This is a genomic window from Pseudomonas sp. E1BtOHC1 (assembly GCF_058744285.1).
Window position 1 is genome coordinate 3,822,647 of the sequence record NZ_CP196023.1, and the last position, 16,547, is coordinate 3,839,193.

General features: G+C 66.0%; 12 protein-coding genes. All 12 read left to right on the forward strand.

Annotation, left to right across the window (positions count from 1 at the left end):
* Positions 1 to 106: 106 nt before the first annotated feature.
* The 12 genes from ACSSVC_RS17665 to ACSSVC_RS17720 all read left to right on the forward strand — a co-directional run bounded on the left by ACSSVC_RS17665 (position 107) and on the right by ACSSVC_RS17720 (position 16,540).
* Positions 107 to 1,180 carry an ABC transporter substrate-binding protein gene (locus ACSSVC_RS17665; RefSeq protein ID WP_346632709.1) on the forward strand — a complete coding sequence of 358 codons (1,074 nt, stop codon included), beginning with the start codon at positions 107 to 109 and terminating at the stop codon, positions 1,178 to 1,180.
* A gap of 99 nt (positions 1,181 to 1,279) precedes the next feature.
* Complete coding sequence (locus ACSSVC_RS17670) at positions 1,280 to 2,074, forward strand: class II aldolase/adducin family protein (RefSeq protein ID WP_337153335.1); 795 nt, start codon at positions 1,280 to 1,282, stop codon at positions 2,072 to 2,074.
* Between the two features lie 99 nt (positions 2,075 to 2,173).
* Positions 2,174 to 2,821, forward strand: a complete 648-nt coding sequence (locus tag ACSSVC_RS17675; RefSeq protein WP_346632710.1) for a TetR family transcriptional regulator C-terminal domain-containing protein — start codon at positions 2,174 to 2,176, stop codon at positions 2,819 to 2,821.
* A 68-nt stretch (positions 2,822 to 2,889) separates the two neighbouring features.
* The gene (locus tag ACSSVC_RS17680; protein WP_346632711.1) at positions 2,890 to 3,606 is read left to right on the forward strand and encodes a response regulator; all 717 of its coding nucleotides are present in this window, start codon (positions 2,890 to 2,892) and stop codon (positions 3,604 to 3,606) included.
* 1 nt (position 3,607) lies between these two features.
* A complete protein-coding gene (locus tag ACSSVC_RS17685) occupies positions 3,608 to 4,405 on the forward strand; it encodes a substrate-binding periplasmic protein (RefSeq protein WP_492611093.1) in 798 nt (265 codons plus the stop codon).
* Entirely contained in the window at positions 4,402 to 6,657 is a 2,256-nt protein-coding gene (locus tag ACSSVC_RS17690; RefSeq protein WP_492611094.1) for an ATP-binding protein, read from the forward strand. The genes ACSSVC_RS17685 and ACSSVC_RS17690 overlap by 4 nt, the downstream gene beginning before the upstream one ends.
* Before the next feature lie 208 nt (positions 6,658 to 6,865).
* Positions 6,866 to 8,269 carry an amino acid permease gene (locus tag ACSSVC_RS17695; RefSeq protein WP_346632714.1) on the forward strand — a complete coding sequence of 468 codons (1,404 nt, stop codon included), beginning with the start codon at positions 6,866 to 6,868 and terminating at the stop codon, positions 8,267 to 8,269.
* Between the two features lie 1,126 nt (positions 8,270 to 9,395).
* Positions 9,396 to 10,187: an enoyl-CoA hydratase/isomerase family protein gene (locus ACSSVC_RS17700; RefSeq protein ID WP_492611095.1), complete on the forward strand. Its 792-nt coding sequence runs from the start codon at positions 9,396 to 9,398 to the stop codon at positions 10,185 to 10,187.
* A 217-nt stretch (positions 10,188 to 10,404) separates the two neighbouring features.
* Complete coding sequence (locus ACSSVC_RS17705) at positions 10,405 to 11,565, forward strand: acyl-CoA dehydrogenase family protein (RefSeq protein ID WP_346632716.1); 1,161 nt, start codon at positions 10,405 to 10,407, stop codon at positions 11,563 to 11,565.
* A 21-nt stretch (positions 11,566 to 11,586) separates the two neighbouring features.
* On the forward strand, positions 11,587 to 13,686 hold the full coding sequence (locus tag ACSSVC_RS17710; protein ID WP_492611096.1) for an acetate--CoA ligase family protein: 2,100 nt from the start codon (positions 11,587 to 11,589) through the stop codon (positions 13,684 to 13,686).
* A gap of 10 nt (positions 13,687 to 13,696) precedes the next feature.
* On the forward strand, positions 13,697 to 15,304 hold the full coding sequence (locus tag ACSSVC_RS17715; RefSeq protein ID WP_492611097.1) for a 5-guanidino-2-oxopentanoate decarboxylase: 1,608 nt from the start codon (positions 13,697 to 13,699) through the stop codon (positions 15,302 to 15,304).
* Positions 15,305 to 15,331: 27 nt separating this feature from the next.
* Positions 15,332 to 16,540, forward strand: coding sequence for a pyridoxal phosphate-dependent aminotransferase (locus ACSSVC_RS17720; RefSeq protein ID WP_492611098.1), 1,209 nt, complete (start codon positions 15,332 to 15,334; stop codon positions 16,538 to 16,540).
* The last annotated feature ends 7 nt before the right edge of the window (positions 16,541 to 16,547 follow it).

Consider the following 16,547-nt stretch of genomic DNA (forward strand, 5'->3'; position numbering starts at 1 on the left):
GCTTGCCGTAGCTTTGGCCTGCGCCCGCTTTTGGCGCGAACCTCACAACAATAAAAAAGGGCTGTGCCGGCGCCTGCCGGTGTGGCACCGCGACGAGGATTCACAGATGAAAGCGCTCACCCGCAAGCACGGTTGTTCTTTCCTGGCCCTGAGCCTCGCCCTGGGTCTGACCCTGGGCCAGCCGCTGATTCAGAACAAGGCCCAGGCAGCCCCCGACATGGTGGTCGTGGCGTACGGCGGAGCCGGACAAAAAGCCCAGGACGTGGCGTTGTTCCAACCCTTCAGCAAGGCCGATGGCAGCAAGCTGATCCAGAGCGAATACAACGGCGAAATGGCCCGCATCAAGGTCATGGTCGACACCGGCAACGTCGATTGGGACGTGGTGCAGATCGAAGGCCCGGACCTGATGCGCGGCTGCGAGGAGGGCATGTACGAACCCCTGGACTGGAAGGCCCTGGGCCGTGCCGAGCAGCTGATTCCAGATGCCGCCCAGCCCTGCGGCTCGGCGGTGCTGGTGTGGAGCGTGGCCATTGCCTACGACCGCAACAAGTTGGCCAAGGCTCCAACCTCCTGGGCGGATTTCTGGGACGTCAAGCAGTTCCCCGGCAAGCGCGGCCTGCGCAAGCGCGCGGTGTACAACCTGGAGTTCGCCCTGATGGCGGACGGGGTCAAGGTCGAGGACGTGTACAAGGTACTGGCCACGCCGCAAGGGGTGGAGCGGGCCTTCGCCAAGCTGACCGAACTCAAGCCCTACATCCAGTGGTGGGAAGCCGGGGCCCAGCCGGGGCAGTGGCTGGCCGCCGGTGATGTGGTGATGACCTCGACCTACAGCGGCCGCATTGCCGTGGCCGCCCAGGCCGGCGCGCCGCTGGCGGTGGTCTGGCCCGGCAGCCTGTACGGCATGGACTACTGGGCGATCATCAAGGGCTCGAAACACGTGGATCAGGCCAAGCGTTTCATCGCCTTCGCCAACACTCCCGAAGCCCAGGTCAACTACGTCAAGCAGATCCCCTACGGCCCGACCAACACCCTGGCCGCGGCCAAGCTCGACCCGGCCCTGGCGCAGTGGGTGCCGACCTCGGAACAGAACCTCAAGGACGCCCTGGCGATGAACGTGGAGTTCTGGGTCGATCATGGCGAGGAGCTGGAAGAGCGCTTCAACGCCTGGGCCAGCAAGTAGCCCCAACGGGCTGGACGCCTGCGGGCGTCCGGTCCTATTGTTTGCGGGCTCTTTTTACCGGCCCCGTTTGCCTGCCCACCTGCCTGGAGGACTCCAACAATGAACAATATCGCTCCCAGCCCCCACGCCCTGACCGAGCGCAGCAGCACCGAGCAGCGCCTGCGCGAAGAGTTGGCGGCCTGCTACCGCCTGATCGCGCACTTTCGCATGACCGACCTGATCTTCACCCATATCTCGGTGCGCTTGCCCGGGCCCGAGCATCATTTTCTGATCAACCCCTACGGCTTGATGTTCGATGAAATCACCGCCTCCAACCTGGTGAAAATCGACCTCAATGGCGAAGCCGTGGAGCCGTCGCCGTACCCGGTGAACCCAGCGGGTTTTGTGATTCACAGCGCCATTCATGGCGCCCGGGAAGATGCTCAGTGCGTGCTGCACACCCACACCAAGGCCGGTTGCGCGGTGGCGGCGCTCAAGTGCGGCTTGCTGCCGGTGAACCAGATTTCCATGGAGTTCTATGGCCGCGTGGCCTACCACGACTACGAAGGCGTGGCCCTGGACCTGGGCGAGCAGCAACGGCTGGTGGCCGACCTCGGCGACAAGAGCGTGCTGATGCTGCGCAACCATGGCTTGCTCACCGTGGGCGAGACCGTGAGTCAGGCGTTTCTGCGCATGTACTACCTGGAGAAGGCCTGCGAGATCCAGCTGGCAGCCCAGGCCGCGGGAGAGATCGTCCTGCCGCCGGACGCGGTCTGCGCCCACACCGAACGCCAGTTCAACGACCCGGGGCGGCCGCTGCAGGAAGGCGAACTGAACGACCCGGACGCCATGCAACTGGCCTGGGCGGCGCTGTTGCGCCTGCTGCAACGCGTGGCCCCCGACTACCGCGACTGAGCGCCCATGGCGCTGAAACAGGGGCTGGATGAGTCCGGGAAGCTTGCTGTACAGTCGTTCAGTTTTCGCCGTCCGGCCAACGTCCAAGGAACCCGCCCCATGAGCCAGGAAGCGCGCTTTTCCCGTCTGGAACCCGACCTGCGCAAGGCCGAGCTGATCGAGGCAACCCTGACCTGCCTCAAGCTGCATGGCTTCCAGGGCGCGTCGATCCGCAAGATTTCTGCCGAGGCCGGGGTCTCGGTGGGGCTGATCAGCCATCACTATTCCGGCAAGGACGAGTTGGTGGCCGAGGCCTATCGCTCCATCACCGGGCGGGTCATGACCCTGCTGCGCGAAGCCATGGATCAGGCCGCTCCCGGGCCTCGGCAGCGTTTGTCGGCGTTCTTTCGCGCTTCGTTCTGCGCCGAATTGCTCGACCCGCGGCTGCTGGATGCCTGGCTGGCTTTCTGGGGCGCGGTGAAGACCGCCGAGGCGATCAATCTGGCCCATGAACATTCCTACGCCGAGTACCGCAACGAACTGGCGAGCCTGCTGGGCCAACTGGCCGGGGAGCAGGGTTGGGAACCCTTCGACGCCGATCTGGCGGCCATCAGCCTCAGCGCCTTGCTCGACGGCCTGTGGCTGGAGTCCGGGCTCAACCCGGGGACCTTCAGCCCGCAGCAGGGCGTGCAGATCTGCGAAGCCTGGGTCGAGGGCTTGCTGGCCAGCCAGGGGCGTGGTTTCAGTGCTCGGACAGAGGGCTATTGATCGGTTGTTCAGTAATGGTTAGCGTGCGCAAGGCTTGATCTCCAATAAAAATAATCAGGAAACAGGCGATGACTCCTCGGGTATTGATCGTCGACGACGATCCGCTGATTCGCGAGCTGCTTCAGGCTTATCTCTCTCAGGAAGGCTACGACGTGCATTGCGCCGCCACCGCGGAGCAGGCGGAGAGCTTTCTCGGCCAGCACACGGTGGACCTGTTGATGCTGGACATCCGCCTGCCGGGCAAGGACGGCCTGACCCTGACCCGGGAACTGCGGGTGCGTTCGGAAGTGGGGATCATCCTGATCACCGGGCGCAACGACGACATCGACCGCATCGTCGGCCTGGAGTGCGGCGCCGACGACTACGTGATCAAACCCCTCAATCCGCGGGAGCTGGTGTCCCGGGCCAAGAATCTGGTGCGTCGGGTGCGCCATGCACGCCAGCCGCAACCCCAGGTATCGAGCCCGAGCCCGGTCAAGCAGTTCGCCGACTGGGCCCTGGACACCGACCGCCGTCGGCTGATCGATGCCGGGGGCGCTGAAACCCTGCTGACCCACGGCGAGTACCAGTTGCTCAGCGTGTTCCTGCGCAACAGCGGCCACACCCTGAGCCGCGACCAGTTGATGGACCAGATCCGCAACCGCGAATGGGTGCCCAGCGACCGCTCCATCGACGTGCTGGTGGGCCGCTTGCGGCGCAAGCTGCACGACGACCCGGCCGAGCCGGAGCTGATCATCACCATCCACGGTGCCGGTTACCTGTTCACCGCCAGCGTGGCCGCCTGAATTGCTGCGCCGCGCATTGGGCCTGTGCCTGAGCCTGTGCTGGATCCTGCTGGCCGGCCCGACGTTCGCTGAACCCCAGCCCGTGCTGCGCTATTGCGACTACCCGGTGTACCCGCCGATTTCCTGGAGCGACGGCCAGCAGGTGCGCGGGCTGGCGCCGACCCTGGTGCGGCAGGTTTTGGGGGACCTGGGTTATCAGGTGCAGGTGGTGGTGCTGGGCAACTGGAAGCGCTGCCTGCTGGACGCCGCCGCCGGCCGGGTGGATGTGGTGCTGGCCTACAGCACCAGCCAGCGCCAGCAGGACCTGCTGTTTTCCCGGGTGCCGGTGTTGCGCGAAGAAGTCGCGCTGTTCGTCAACCGCCGCCATTTGCCGCGCATCACGCACCTGCAGGACCTGAGGGCCTATCGCGGCGGCCTGCTGTTCGGCGAGAGCTACGGCCAGGATTTCGACCGCGAGGTGGTGCAGCACGGCAACATCGAATGGGTCTCCAGCAGCCAGCAGAACTTCGGCAAGCTGATCCGCCAGCGCATCGATTTCATCCCCCATGAACGTCGCACCGGGCAGCTGTTCATCGAGCAACTGCCGGGGGCCGAAGACATAGTCGCCTTGCCCCAGGCGGTGAGCGTCGACTACCTGCGCCTGGCGGTGTCGCGCCACTCGCCCCTGGCGCCGCGCATGGCCGAGATCGACGCCCGGTTGCAGCAGCAGGTGGACAGCGGCGCGGTGCAGCGCTGGCTGGCGCAAAGCCAGGACGACTACCGCGCCATGCTCAAGACGCAACGGGAGACAGCGCCATGATCCCGCTGCGTTCCGGCGGCCTGTTGCGCCGCCTGCTGCTGTTTATCCTGCTGTTCAGCCTGTGTTTCACCGTGCTCGCCAGCAGCGTGCAGCTGTACTTCGAATACCGTCGGGAAATGCGCGAGATCGACAGCCGCATGGAGCTGATCCGCGCCGGTTACCTGGGCAGCCTGGAACGCAACCTGTGGGACCTCAACCAGGAGCAGCTGACCGTGCAGTTGCAGGGGCTGGTGGACTTTTCCGACGTAGCCCGGGTGCATTTGATCAGCAGCGATTTCGACTTGCAGCAGGGCAGCGCCGAGTTGATCGGGCCGTTGCGGGTCGAGCGTTTTCCCTTGAGCTATCAACCGCCATCCGGACCCTTGCGCCAGTTGGGCGAGTTGCAGGTCAGCACCGACCTGGGGGCGGTGTATCGGCGCCTGTACGCCACCGGGCTGGCCAGCCTGTTGTGGATGAGCGTGTTTCTCTGTGGGTTGGCGGTGGCCTTGTCCGGGCTGTTCTACCGTCTGGTGACCCGGCACCTGCAAGTGATGGCGGATTTCGCCCGGCGCGTGGCGGCCGGCGAGCTGCACGAGCCCTTGCATCTGGACAAGCGCCAGCGCCCCGGCGGCGACGAGATCGACACCGTGGCCCGGGCCCTGGACGACATGCGCCGGGCGGTGCTCGACGACGTGCAGCGCCGCGAAGCCGACCGATTGGCCTTGCAGGACAAGCGCGACGAACTGCAGAAAATGGTCCAGCGGCGCACCGCCAGCCTGATGCACGCCAAGGACGAGGCCGAAGCCGCCAACCTCGCCAAGTCGCGCTTTCTGGCGACCATGAGCCATGAACTGCGCACCCCGTTGAACGGCATCCTCGGCATGGCCGAACTGCTGCGTCAGGCACCGCTGGACCAGCAGGATCGCCAGCGCTTGCAGGCTTTGCATCAAGCCGGGGAGGGCCTGCTGAGCATCCTCAACGAAGTGCTGTCCTTTGCCCGGTTGGAGGAGGGCGAAAGCCGCCCGGAAGTGCGGGACTTCTCCCTGCGTCAGTTGCTGGAAGAAGTCACCACCCTGTTGCAGCCCCGGGCCGAGGGCAATCGCACCCGCCTGGAGTTGCACATCGACGAGCAACTGGCGCCGCGTCAGCAGGGCGCCGAGCAGTACCTGCGCCAGGTGCTGAGCAACCTGCTGGCCAATGCCATTCGTTTTACCGAAGACGGCTGGGTGCGAGTCGAAGTGCAGGTGCTGGAGCACGCCGCCGAGGGCCAGCGCCTGCGCTGCTGCGTGCGCGACAACGGCATCGGCATTGCTGCGTCGATGCGCGAGAAGATCTTCGAGCGTTTCGTCCAGGCCAGTGATGAAGTCAGCCGGCGCTATGGCGGCACCGGCCTGGGGCTGGCGATCTGCAAACACCTGCTGCAGCAACTGGACGGGCACATCGGCGTCGACAGCGAGCTGGGGCAGGGCAGTTGTTTCTGGTTCGAGCTGCTGCTGGGGGTGGGTCAAGAACCGTTGCCGTCGCCACAGCTTCAGGTGCCGGCGCAGGCTTTGAAGATCCTGGTGGTGGAAGACGTGGCCCTGAACCGCGAAGTGGCCAGCGGCCTGCTGCAGCGTGACGGCCATCAAGTGTGGCTGGCGGAAGACGGCGAAACGGCCTTGGCCCTGTGTCAGCAGCAAGCCTTCGACCTGTTGCTGCTGGATGTGCACTTGCCGGGCATCAGCGGGGTCGAGCTGTGTCGGGACATCCGCCACCGCCCCGGGCCCAATCGGCAGGTGCGGATCTTTGCCCTGACCGCCAGCGTCCAGCCGTCTGTGGTGCGCGGTTATCTGCAGGCCGGGATGCAGGGCATTCTCGGCAAGCCGTTGCAACTGGAGAGCCTGCGTCAGGTGTTGGCCGGGGAAGCGCAGGTGCCGCTGGCCGACACTCAGCAAGGCTTGCTCGACCAGGGCTTGCTCGACACCCACCGCAGCCTGCTGGGCGAGCAGAAGTTGCAGGGCCTGCTCCAGGTGCTGGCCGACGCTCTGGATCAGCAACAGCCACTGTTGGCCGACGCCCTGGCCGCCGAAGACTGCACCGAAGTCCTGCACCTGGCCCATCGCCTGGCGGGCAGCGCCGATTCCCTGGGGTTCTGCGCACTGGCCCGGGAACTGCGAGAGTTGGAGGAGGCGGCGCAGCGGGCGGATCGCCCGGCGCTGGCCGCCCTGGCGGCGAGCCTGCCGTGGTCCTGGCAACAGTCCCGGGCCTTGCTGCAGCGCCTGTTGGCGGCCTGACGTACAAAATCCTTACGACTTTTTACATCTTCGATCCTGGCGTTCAATCCGAACTTACATGGCTTTCCAATAATCGCTTGAGCCGCGCCCGCCGCGGTCTTCGAAGCTTATTGGAGATAATAATAATGAAACGCCTGCAAGCTGCTTCCGCCTTCCGCCACACCCCTTCGCTCCGCGCCCCGCGCCTTACCTACTGCTGAGGTGCGCCATGACAACCACCACTGAACGTAAAGGCATCCACCTGACCCGCTCCTTGAAGAGCCGGCACATTTTCATGCTGTCCCTGGGCGGGGTGATCGGCACCGGGCTGTTCATGGGCTCCGGGGTCACCATCAACCAGGGTGGCCCCTGGGGGGCGATCCTGTCTTATCTGGTGGCCGGCTTCCTGATGTACCTGGTGATGGTCTGCCTCGGCGAGCTGTCGGTGCAGATGCCGGTGTCCGGTTCGTTCCAGGCCCACGCCACCCAATACATCGGCCCGGCCACCGGCTTCATGATTGGCTGGGTCTACTGGATGAGCTGGGCCACCACCGTGGGCCTGGAGTTCACCGCGGCCGGCATGCTCATGCAGCGCTGGTTCCCCGGGGTGCCGATCTGGTACTGGTCGGCGCTGTTCGTGGCCTTGCTGTTCGGCATCAACGCCCTGGCCACCCGCGCTTTTGGCGAGGCCGAATACTGGTTCGCCGGGATCAAGGTGCTGGCGATCCTGAGCTTTATCGTGGTGGGCGCGCTGGTGATCTTCGGCGTTATCGACCTGCCCAGCGGCGCTCCGGCGCCGATGTTCGACAACCTCAAGGGTGACTCCCTGTTCCCCAACGGCCTGCCGGCGGTGTTCGCGGTGATGATGACCGTGGTCTATGCCTTCCAGGGCTGCGAGATCATGGGCGTGGCCGCCGGTGAAACCGACCAGCCGGAAAAAAGCATCCCGCGCGCCGTGCGCAACGTGGTGTTCCGGGTACTGATCTTCTACGTCCTGGCGGTGATGGTGCTGGCGGCGATCATTCCCTGGCAGCAAGCCGGACTGGTGGAGAGCCCCTTCGTCCAGGTGTTCGACATGGTGGGCATTCCCTACGCCGCCGACCTGATGAACTTCGTGATCCTCACGGCGATCCTCTCGGTGGGCAACTCCGGGCTGTATGCCTCCACGCGCATCCTCTGGGCCATGTCCAAATCCGGCATGGCGCCCAAGGCCCTGTCGCCCCTGAGCAAACAGGGCGTGCCCCTGCGGGCTTTGGCCATCACCCTGTGCTTTGCCCTGATCTCGCTGATGACCAGCTTCATTGCTGCCGACACCCTGTTCATGGTGCTGATGGCTGTGAGCGGCATGGCCGGCACCGTGACCTGGATCGTGATTGCCCTGGCCCAGTACCGCTTCCGCCGCCAGTTCCTGCGCGAGGGTGGACAGCTGCACCAGCTCAAATACCGCGCGCCCTGGTTCCCCCTGGTGCCGTTGCTGTGCATCGTGCTGTGCAGCTCGTTGTTTGTGTTCCTGGCCCTGGACGAAACCCAGCGGCCGTCGCTGTACTGGGGCTCGGGCTTTATCGCCCTGTGCTATGGCGCCTACTACCTGATGCAGCGCAAACGCCAACTGCAACCTGCAGCTGCCGTGTAGGAGCCGGCTTGCCGGCGAAGGGGCCCGCAAGACATGCAGCGCCTGGGCGGACGCCTTCGCTGGCCTTTGCGGTCATGGCCTCTGGCGGTTTCGCTTTTAGGGCGAGGCTGAAGGTGTACATATCCGTTGCTGCGGTAACGGCCACTTAGGGTTTCGCCCTTACGGCGACTCACTTTTTTCAAACGCCAAAAAAGTAAGCAAAAACGCTTGCCCCTCCATGGGCCCCTCGCTGGGGCTCGGGGTTCCCTCGCTCCAGCATTGCTCCGGGGGCCCGCCGCCAACCGGCCATCCATGGCCGGGTGGCGGCTAGCTCGGCATCCTTGCCGAGCTGCCCCCTACGCAACGCCTACGCTCGGCCGGCTGGGAAGGGGCCTGAAGATCAAGAGCAAAAGCAAAAGCCAAGCGCGTGTTACGCGCTGTCCGTAGGAGCCGGCTTGCCGGCGAAGGGGCCCTCAAGACATGCGGCGTCTGGGCGGACGCCTTCGCTGGCAAGCCAGCTCCTACAGAAACGCACCCACCCTTAGCTTCAGGCCGGCCGCAAGGCCGCCGTCTGGTTCTTGATTTTGATCTGAGCGCCCCGTTAACCACGATGGCCGAACGCAGGTATTGAGCCGTGGGTAACCCGGCAGGACGCCGGGTTAGCCGCCATCAGGCCATGGATGGCCGGTGGCGGCGGCCCACGGATCAATGCCGGAGTGAGGGCATGCCGAGCCTAGGCGAGGCACCGAGTGGAGGGGCAGGAGCCCTTTGCTTACTTTGGGGCTTTTCCAAAGTGAGTCGCTGTAAGAGCGAAACCATAAGTGGCCGTTACCGCAGCAACGGATATGTACACCAAGAAGACAGCACCCTCAGGTTTTACGGCCGCTACGCACCCGAGCGGGCGCAAGCTCCCTCGCCACAAAAACCTCCCCCAATCGCACTTTTGTCGAGGCTTGTTCGAAGTTGTAACAACCCCCATGCATCAACCCCCAAAACCCAGATGTTTACCCAATAAAAACAAACAGATACCTCAATCAGCCGACCCAAAATCCCCCCCAGTCCCCCCAATTGCCGCCTTGTTGAACACTCGTTTAGTATGACCCTCAAGTCACCCCCTCACGCCAACCACAATAATTCGAGGACGCCCATGACCTCTTCATCATCGCTGCTCAGCCGGATCGAAGCCGGCGTAGCCTGGATCACCCTCAACCGCCCGGCGCAACGCAACGCCCTGGACATCCCCAGCCTCAAAGCGCTGCACAATCTGCTGGAAACCTGCAACAGCGACCCCAGCGTCCGGGCCGTGGTGCTGACCGGCAGCGGCCGCAGTTTCTGCGCCGGTGCCGACCTGGCGGAATGGGCCGAAGCCGAAGCCCGCGGCGCCCTGGAAAGCTACGGCTGGACCGAAACCGCTCACGCCCTGATGACCCGTCTGCACAGCCTGGACAAACCCACCATCGCCGCCATCAACGGCACTGCGGTGGGCGCGGGCATGGACCTGACTCTGTGCTGCGATCTGCGGGTGGCGGCGCAGTCGGCGCGGTTCAAGGCCGGCTACACCAGCATGGCCTACTCGCCGGATGCCGGCGCCAGTTGGCATCTGCCGCGTTTGATCGGCAGTGAACAGGCCAAGCGCCTGCTGTTTCTCGATGAGTTGTGGAGCGCCGAACGGGCCCTGGCCGCCGGTTTGGTCGGCGAGGTGTGCGCCGATGAGCAGTTGATCGCCAGCGCCAGTGAGCTGGCGGCGCGCTTGGCGGCGGGCCCGACTTTCGCCTTTGCCCAGACCAAGAAGCTGATACGCCAGGGCGCCGATCGCAGCCTGGCGCAGCAGCTGGCCGCCGAACTGGCGGCGGGACTGCTGTGCGGGCGCAGCGCCGACGGCGCCGAAGCCCTGCGCGCCGCCACGGAAAAACGCCCACCACGTTTCCAGGGCATGTAGGAGCGGCCGGGCGGCGCTCCGTTTGCCGGCGAAAGGGCCCCTGGGCCATGCGCCCATTTTGTAGGAGCCGGCTTGCCGGCGAAGACGCCCGCAAGAACAGCGCCTCATTCAAGGGCCTCTTCGCCAGCAAGCTGGCTCCTACGGGAAGGTTTTTTCGCCAGGCCGTCCTGCCCGATCACTGGTTTTTTTGCACCGTCACTCACTCACAGGTAGCGCCATGAATTTCCAACTCAGCCAAGAACAAGAAATGCTGGTGGACGCGGTTCGCAGTTTTGTCAGCAAGGAGTTGCTGCCCCACGAGGAAGCGGTGGACCGCGCCGATGAGGTCAGCGCCGACCTCGCCGGGGAAATCCGCAGCAAGGCCATTGCCGCCGGCTTCTATGCCTTCAACATGCCGGAGGAGGTGGGCGGCGGTGGCCTGGATTACCTGTCCCAGGCGCTGATCGAGCGTGAGCTGGCCAAGTGTTCCTGGGCCCTGCATGTGTTCGTGGCCCGGCCGTCGAAAATCCTCATGGCCTGCACCGGCTCGCAGATCGGCGATTACCTGCTGCCCTGCGTGCAAGGGCGCAAGGTCGACTGCTTCGCCCTGACCGAACCCGGCGCCGGTTCCGATGCCAATGCGATCAAGACCCGCGCCGTGCGCGACGGCGGCGACTTTGTGCTCAACGGCAGCAAGCACTTCATCAGCCACGCCGGGCATGCGGATTTCGCCATTGTCTTTGCGGTCACCGGCACCTATGAGCACAACGGCCGCCAGCGCAACGCGGTGACTTCGTTCCTGGTGGATCGCGACACTCCGGGACTGACCATCCGCCGTGGCCCCAAGTGCGTGAGCAACCGTGGCTATCACACCTTCGAGATGTTCTTCGACGACTGCCGGGTACCGGCCGCCAAGGTGCTGGGGGAAGTGGGCAAGGGTTGGGAAGTGGCCAACGCCTGGCTCACTGCCGGGCGAGTGATGGTCGCGGCCAACTGCGTGGGCCAGGCCCAGCGCGCCCTGGATGCCTCCCTGCAATGGGCGGCGGACCGCAAGCAGTTCGGCCAGGCCATCGGCAGTTACCAGGGGGTGTCGTTCAAGCTGGCGGACATGGCCACGCAGATCCGCGCCGCCGAGTTGTTGACCCTGCACACCGCCTGGAAGATGGACCAGGGCAGCATGACCGACGGCGAGGCCGGCATGGCCAAGCTGTTTGCCAGCGAAGTGCTGGGCCGGGTGGCCGACGAGGCGGTGCAGATCTACGGCGGCATGGGCCTGATGGACGAAGGCCCGGTGGAACGCATCTGGCGCAATGCGCGGATCGAGCGGATCTGGGAAGGCACTTCGGAGATCCAGCGCCACATCATTTCCCGTGAACTGCTGCGGCCGCTGATGCGCTGAGCGCCCTGGAGAATTGCCGTCATGTCCCAGACCCTGCGTGACAATCTCAAGCGCCTGCTGGCCCCCCGGCATTTGGCCTTCGTCGGTGGGCGCAGCATGGCCCGAGCCCTCAAACGCTGCGCCGAAGGCGGGTTTGCCGGGCCCATGTGGCTGGTCAACCCGCAGCATGCCGAGCTCGATGGCGTGCCCTGTGTGGCCAGCATCGAACAGCTGCCCTGCGGCCCGGATGCGGTGTTCGTCGCCACCAACCGCGAGCTGACCCTGACTTGCGTCGGGGAACTGGCGGCCAAGGGCGCCGGCGGGGCGATCTGCTACGCCTCGGGCTTTGCCGAAACCGGCGCCGAGGGCCAGGCCCTGCAACAGCAACTGCTCCAGGCCGCGGGAGACATGGCGCTGCTGGGCCCCAACTGCTACGGCCTGCTGGACTACCTGCACAGCGCCGCGCTGTGGCCGGTGGCCCATGGCGGTCAAACCGTGGAGCGCGGGGTGGCGGTGCTGACCCAGAGCGGCAACTTTGCCTACAACCTGTCCATGAGCGATCGCTCGCTGCCGGTGGCCTACATGGCGTCGGTGGGCAATCAGGCGCAGCTGGGCATTGCCGAGTTGATGGACGTGCTGCTGGACGAACCACGGGTCACGGCCATCGGCCTGCACCTGGAAGGCCTGAAGAATGTGCCGGGCTTTGCCCGGGCGGCGCATAAAGCCCTGGAGAAGGGCATTCCGATCATTGCCCTGAAGACCGGGGTGTCGCAGATCGGCGCCGAGCTGGCCTTGAGTCACACCAGTTCGCTGTCGGGATCGGACGCGCTGTACGACGCACTGTTCCAGCGTCTGGGAGTGATCCGGGTCAGCGGTCCGGTGAGCTTTGTCGAGACCTTGAAGGCCGCCTCTTGCGGGCAGTTGCCAGCCGGCCCGCAACTGATGGCCCTGGCCTGTTCCGGTGGTGACGCCGGGCTGATCGCCGACTACGCCGAACGCAACGGCCTGCAGTTGCCCAAGCTGGATGCCGGGCAATGCGCCGAGCTGGCCGAGGTGCTGCCGGGCTACGCCAATCTGGTCAACCCACTGGATTTCACCACCGCGATCTGGGGCGATGCCCAGGCCTTGCAAGCCATGCTCGACACCGCCCTGCGTACCGAGGCCGACAGCGCCATGCTGGTGCTGGATTACCCGGCCGAGTTCACCGGCGAGCGCAAGGAATGCGACCTGCTGCTGGAGCTGTTCTGCACGGCGCTGCAACGCCACGGCAAGCGCGGTTTTGTCACTTCGGCCTTTCCCGAACTGCTGCCGGCCAGCGCCCGCGAGCGTTTGCACGGCCACGGCATTCCCGCCTTGCAAGGGGTGGAGGATGGCCTGGCGGCCTGGGGCCGGATCGTCGCCTATCAGCAGCGGCGTCCAGTGCTGCTGGCCCTGGGCGAATCGGCCCTGGTGCCGCTGTGCCCGACAGCCCTGCACGGCACTGGCGTGCTGCTGGACGAGTGGCAGTCCAAGCAGGCTTTGCGCGGCTTCGGCCTGAGCATCCCGGACGGTGTGTTGAGCACCCCCGAGCAGGCCCTGAGCGCAGCGGCCGCGGTCGGTTACCCGCTGGTGCTCAAGGCGGTCAGCGCGCAGTTGCCGCACAAGACCGAGGCCGGGGCGGTGGCCCTGAATCTCAAGGACCCTGAAGCCCTGAGCGCAGCCCTGCGCCTGATGCGTACGCGGATGGCCGAGCATGCGCCCGGCGTGGCCTTTGAGCGGGTGTTGCTGGAGCCCATGGCCGCGCCGCCCCTGGCGGAGCTGATTGTCGGCATCAAGCGTGAGAACGACTTCGCTCTGGCCCTGGTGATCGGTGCCGGCGGGGTGCTGGTGGAGCTGCTCAAGGACAGTCGCAGCCTGCTGTTGCCCACCACCGAAGGGGCGATCCGCCAGGCCTTGCTGAGCCTGCGCAGCGCCGCCTTGCTGCAAGGTTTTCGCGGGCGCCGCGAGGCCGATCTGCAAGCCCTGGTGGCGGCCATCGGCGCGGTGGCGAACTACGCCTGCGAACACGCCGGGCAACTGCTGGAACTGGATGTGAACCCATTGTTGGTCGGTGCCGAAGGCACCGTCGCGGTCGATGCGTTGATTCGCCTTGGCCAGGCTTGAGGAGAGAGACATGCACGATCAGACCTTGACCGGTGGCCAGGCCCTGGTGCGCCTGCTGGCCGGCTACGGCGTCGACACGGTGTTCGGCATTCCCGGGGTGCACACCCTGGAGTTGTATCGCGGCCTGCCCGGCAGCGGCATTCGCCATGTGCTGACCCGGCATGAGCAGGGCGCGGGCTTCATGGCCGACGGTTACGCCCGGGTCAGCGGCAAGCCCGGGGTGTGTTTCGTCATCAGCGGCCCGGGGGTGACCAACGTCGCCACCCCCATCGGCCAGGCCTACGCCGACTCGATCCCGCTGCTGGTGATTTCCAGCGTCAACCACAGCGCCAGCCTGGGCAAGGGCTGCGGCTCGCTGCACGAAACCCAGGACCAGCGGGCGATGACCGCGCCTATCACCGCCTTTTCGGCCCTGGCCCTGAGCCCGGAAGATTTGCCGGAGCTGATCGCCCGGGCCTTTGCCGTGTTCGACAGCGAGCGCCCGCGCCCGGTGCACATCAGCGTGCCCCTGGATGTGCTGGCGGCCAAGGTCGCCCGTGACTGGACCGGTGAAGTGCGGCGACGCCCCGCTCGCGGCCCGGCTGCGGCGGCGGATATCCAGCAAGCAGCGGACAAACTGCGCAAGGCCAAGCGGCCGATGATCATTGCCGGTGGCGGCGCGCTGCACGCCGCCGAGCAACTGCGGGCCATGAGCACCCGGTTGGGCGCGGTGTTTTTCAGCAGTGTGGCCGGCAAGGGCCTGCTGCCGGACGAGGCGCCGCTGAACGCCGGGGCGACCTTGTGTGTCGAGCCCGGCTGGCAGTTGATCGCTCAGGCCGATGTGGTGCTGGCGGTGGGCACCGAGATGGCCGACACCGACTATTGGCGCGAGCGCCTGCCGCTTAACGGCGAGCTGCTGCGGCTGGATATCGACCCACGCAAGTTCAATGACTTTTACCCCTGCGCCGTGGCCTTGCAGGGCGATGCCCGGGCTACGCTGGACGCTTTGCTGCAAGCCTTGCCGCCACAGCCCAGAGAGGCCACGGCAGCGCAGCACGCAGTGGCCGGGCTGCGCCGGGCGGTGCAGGACGGGCAGGGGCCCTTGCAGCAGATTCATCGCTCGATCCTGCAACGCATTGCCGCCGAGCTGCCAGAGCACGGCTTCATCGCCAGCGACATGACTCAGCTGGCCTACAGCGGCAACTACCTGTACCCGACCCGGGCCACCCGCAGTTGGCTGCATCCCACCGGCTACGGCACCCTGGGCTACGGCTTGCCGGCGGGCATCGGCGCCAAGCTCGGTGCCCCCGAGCGTCCCGGGCTGGTGCTGGTGGGCGACGGCGGTTTTCTCTACACCGTGCAGGAACTGGCCACGGCGGTGGAGGAGCTGGACAGCCCGCTGGTGGTGCTGCTGTGGAACAACGACGCCCTGGGGCAGATCCGCGACGACATGCTGGATCTGAACATCGAGCCCATTGGCGTGCTGCCGCGCAATCCGGATTTTGCCGCCCTGGCCCGCGCCTTTGGTTGCAGCGTCAGCCAGCCCGCCAGCCTCGACGAGTTGCAGCAGGCACTGCGCAGCGGCTTTGCCCGCAACGGCGTGAGCCTGATCGAGCTCAAGCACGCCTGTGCGCGCTGACCATCCCTTTTTGCCTGGAGCCTGAGCATGCGTTTTTCTCAACTGACCCAACGTATTGCCGGAGACGGCGCCGCCGCCTGGGACATTCATTACCGGGCCCTGGCCAAACGCGAACGCGGCGAGCAAGTCTGGTTGCTGTCGGTGGGCGACCCGGATTTCGACACCCCCCAGCCCATCGTCCAGGCGGCCATCGACAGCCTGCAGGCCGGCCACACCCATTACGCCGATGTGCGCGGCAAGCGCGCCTTGCGCCAGGCCATTGCCCGGCGTCATCAGCAGCGCAGCGGGCAAGTGGTGGATGCCGAGCAAGTGGTAGTGCTGGCCGGTGCCCAGTGCGCCCTCTACAGCGTGGCCCAGTGCCTGCTGGACCCGGGGGACGAAGTGATAGTGGCCGAGCCGATGTACGTCACCTATGAAGCGGTGTTCGGCGCCTGCAATGCCCAGGTGGTGCCGCTGCCGGTGCGGGCCGAGGACGGCTTTCGGGTGCAGCCCGAGGCGGTGGCCGCGCGTATCACCGGCAAGACCCGGGCCCTGGTGCTCAACAGCCCGCACAACCCCACGGGCGCCAGCATCCCCCGGGCCACCTGGGAAGCCCTGGCGGCGCTGTGCATCGAGCATGACCTGTGGCTGATCTGCGACGAGGTCTACAGCGAACTGCTGTACGAGGGCGAGCATGTCAGCCCGGCCAGCCTGCCGGGCATGGCCGAGCGCACTGCGACCCTCAACAGCCTGTCCAAGTCCCACGCCATGACCGGCTGGCGCCTGGGCTGGGTGGTGGCGCCGACGGCCCTGGCCGCGCACCTGGAAAACCTCGCCCTGTGCATGCTCTACGGCTCGCCGGAGTTCATTCAGGACGCCGCCGTGGTGGCCTTGGAACAGCCTTTGCCGCAGTTGCGGGACATGGCCGAGGCCTATCGCCAGCGCCGGGATCTGGTCTGCGACTGTCTGGCCGATTGCCCCGGCGCCCGGCCGCTGAAGCCCGACGGCGGCATGTTCGTCATGGTCGACATTCGTGCCACCGGGCTCAGCGCCCAGGCCTTCAGCGAGCGCCTGCTGGACGAGCAGGGGGTTTCGGTGCTGGCCGGCGAGGCCTTCGGCCCCAGCGCCGCCGGGCATATCCGCCTGGGGCTGGTGTTGCAGCCGGATGACTTGCGCGAAGCCTGTCGGCGCATTGCCCTGTGCGCCGAGCACTGCCTGCGCCGCCGCGTTGCCCCCGCCACTTTGCCCACTGTTTGAGGAGTCT

What these genes read in the sequence shown, in the direction of transcription:
- ACSSVC_RS17715 (WP_492611097.1), top strand. Translation starts at nt 13,697, where the DNA reads ATGCACGATCAGACCTTGACCGGTGGCCAGGCCCTGGTGCGCCTGCTG.
- ACSSVC_RS17690 (WP_492611094.1), top strand. Translation starts at nt 4,402, where the DNA reads ATGATCCCGCTGCGTTCCGGCGGCCTGTTGCGCCGCCTGCTGCTGTTT.
- ACSSVC_RS17680 (WP_346632711.1), top strand. Translation starts at nt 2,890, where the DNA reads ATGACTCCTCGGGTATTGATCGTCGACGACGATCCGCTGATTCGCGAG.
- ACSSVC_RS17665 (WP_346632709.1), top strand. Translation starts at nt 107, where the DNA reads ATGAAAGCGCTCACCCGCAAGCACGGTTGTTCTTTCCTGGCCCTGAGC.
- ACSSVC_RS17700 (WP_492611095.1), top strand. Translation starts at nt 9,396, where the DNA reads ATGACCTCTTCATCATCGCTGCTCAGCCGGATCGAAGCCGGCGTAGCC.
- ACSSVC_RS17675 (WP_346632710.1), top strand. Translation starts at nt 2,174, where the DNA reads ATGAGCCAGGAAGCGCGCTTTTCCCGTCTGGAACCCGACCTGCGCAAG.
- ACSSVC_RS17670 (WP_337153335.1), top strand. Translation starts at nt 1,280, where the DNA reads ATGAACAATATCGCTCCCAGCCCCCACGCCCTGACCGAGCGCAGCAGC.
- ACSSVC_RS17705 (WP_346632716.1), top strand. Translation starts at nt 10,405, where the DNA reads ATGAATTTCCAACTCAGCCAAGAACAAGAAATGCTGGTGGACGCGGTT.
- ACSSVC_RS17710 (WP_492611096.1), top strand. Translation starts at nt 11,587, where the DNA reads ATGTCCCAGACCCTGCGTGACAATCTCAAGCGCCTGCTGGCCCCCCGG.
- ACSSVC_RS17695 (WP_346632714.1), top strand. Translation starts at nt 6,866, where the DNA reads ATGACAACCACCACTGAACGTAAAGGCATCCACCTGACCCGCTCCTTG.
- ACSSVC_RS17720 (WP_492611098.1), top strand. Translation starts at nt 15,332, where the DNA reads ATGCGTTTTTCTCAACTGACCCAACGTATTGCCGGAGACGGCGCCGCC.